Source organism: Planktothrix sp. FACHB-1355 (assembly GCF_014748295.1).
Lineage (GTDB): Bacteria > Cyanobacteriota > Cyanobacteriia > Cyanobacteriales > Aerosakkonemataceae > Aerosakkonema > Aerosakkonema funiforme_A.
In genome coordinates this window covers 1-2,394 of sequence record NZ_JACJUP010001085.1, presented here as the reverse complement: position 1 = coordinate 2,394, position 2,394 = coordinate 1, and the positions used below count along the sequence as shown (strand labels likewise).

2 protein-coding genes are annotated in these 2,394 nt (G+C 41.9%); both read left to right on the top strand.

The window, feature by feature from the left end:
• Positions 1-225 (top strand): hypothetical protein (locus H6S82_RS29275; protein ID WP_206756911.1); only part of this gene is annotated, 225 nt, incomplete at its 5' end.
• 143 nt (positions 226-368) lie between these two features.
• Entirely contained in the window at positions 369-2,060 is a 1,692-nt protein-coding gene (locus tag H6S82_RS29270; RefSeq protein ID WP_190463903.1) for an ATP-binding protein, read from the top strand.
• Positions 2,061-2,394 lie beyond the last annotated feature (334 nt).

Below are 2,394 nucleotides of genomic sequence, written 5' to 3'. Positions count from 1 at the left end.
CGGAGATTAACAAGGGCGATGCACCACGTTGTCATATTAATCCAAAATGGGTGCAATGCCAGAAATTTTGCCGATCGCTTGTCCGGGTGTGTTTGCGCGTCGCTTTGGCCTACCCTGAAGCATAGCCTACCTTGGACGATCGTTCTTTGCGATCGCGATCGGATCTTGCCAAGCCTTCAAGGGCAAGCTAATTATCATAATTATTCTAATATACTTTATACTTAAGGAATATTTAACAATTGCTCCACAGGCCGCCAATGCACTTCCACTTTTCAATCTCACCCGCATCTCAAAGGATAGACCTATCCGGGCTGGCAAGCTACTGGCCTAGATTGCCTAAAATTAGATTAGGAGGGTTGTTCAGACGTTTGAGCATCAGGCACAAAATTGGTTGTGGATACGCTTTAGCCATTTGCATTGCGCTTTTAGGCACCACGGCGGGATTTTGTATAGAAAAGTATTTTCAAGCACAAGCTAAGGAACAATTATTGCAAGTTCATCAACAGACCTATATCTTGAAAGACTTACAAGATGCGGTGCTACAGGCCAAAGCTTATCAGCAACAGATGTTATTTATGGTAACGTTTCCAGAAAAATATGTCAATGTTTATGAAAATACACCGCCCAAACTCGGCAATTTAAATTTTAGAAAACATCAAATATTGCCAGGGATTTCCAGTGATACATTGACAGGCATCCAAAAAATAGGGTCGGAAGCACAAATCACAGAATTAATCCAAAATTATACTTATACAGTAGAGAGATACTATCAACAACTTGAGGAATTGTCGTCAAGATTTTACCGAAATGCTTTGCAGCCGCAGCAAGCTGAAGAAATGCAGATGGCGATGATTAAATTTATAAACAGCGACATTGCCAAGCAGTTTAATAAATTTGCTGAAGAATTATCTGCACTCAATAAAAAATTATACGCTCTAGAAGAAAAAGAGTTTGTCGAATATCAACAAGCCGAAAATATAGGTAACATAATTCTTGTCAGTAGTTTGCTATTATCAGCAGCTATTGCAGGGGTTATAGCAATTTATATTAGTTGGGCGATCGCGCGTCCTCTAGAATTTACCACCGCCGTTGCTCGCCGAGTTACCGAAACAGGTAACTTTAAACTGATCGCACCTGTAACTGCAAAAGATGAAGTCGGACAGCTAGCAACTTCGCTCAACCAACTAATTCAAAGAGTTGCCGTCTACACTGAAGAATTAAAACACGCGCAAGCTCAGCTAATTCAAACAGAAAAAATGTCCAGTCTAGGTCAGATGGTAGCGGGAATTGCTCACGAAATCAACAATCCCGTTAACTTTATCTACGGTAATATTTCATATCTTGACAACTACACGCAAGAATTATTGGATTTACTAGAACTGTATCAGCAAGAATTTCCTCAGCCGACTGCTGAAATTAAAAAGCAACTTGAGGCAAGCGATCTGGAATTCATTGCCCAAGACTTGCCCAAAATACTCAATTCTATGCAAGCTGGTGCAGAGCGCATTCAAGAGTTAGTATTATCGCTGCGAAACTTCTCGCGATTGGATGAATCAGAATTAAAAAAAGTTGACTTGCACGAAGGGATTGAAAGTACTCTAATGATTTTAAATGAGCGGCTCAAGGGTAAGATCGCAGTAGACAAGGACTATGACAAATTGCCGCCAATAGAATGTTATCCAGCCCAGCTAAACCAAGTATTTTTCAATATTATTAATAATGCGATCGATGCGCTCCATAGCTGCGAGGAACAAACCAATAAACAAATTACAATTAAAACCGACAAAGTATGGTCGTCGGAAATACGGGTATCAATTACCGATAATGGCTGTGGCATACCGCTGGAAATTCAAAATAAGATATTTGACCCTTTCTTTACGACTAAACCAGTAGGTCAAGGTACTGGTTTAGGGCTGGCGATTAGCTATAAAATCATTGAAAAGCATGGCGGTAAAATACAAGTTTGTTCCCAACCTGGAAAAGGAACCGAACTGGCTATCTTTCTGCCGATCGAACAAAGCTTTTGTCCATTACTCAAGAGCGCTTGGATGAGAGCTTAGTGCGTCACCCGATGCAAGGATTTTGGATTTTGGATTTTGGATTCTGGATTGACTCCGCCTTTCCGTCGATTTCCTGTATGTGGCTAAAAAGGGAGGAAAATACCCCTTCAGGAATACGCAAACACCGATCCAGCAGCTCGCTAGTTCTTTCTTACAATAACCTTAGTTAGATAAACAAAGGTATATAAACGGAGGGGACAGCGAAGATGCAACCCAATAATCCAAATCAATTTACCGAAAAAGCCTGGGAAGCGAAAGACCAACATCGGCCACACCGAGGGCGCGGCCGGCGTGGCCGGGCTGATCAAGGCCGCGCTCGCGCTGCACCACGGTG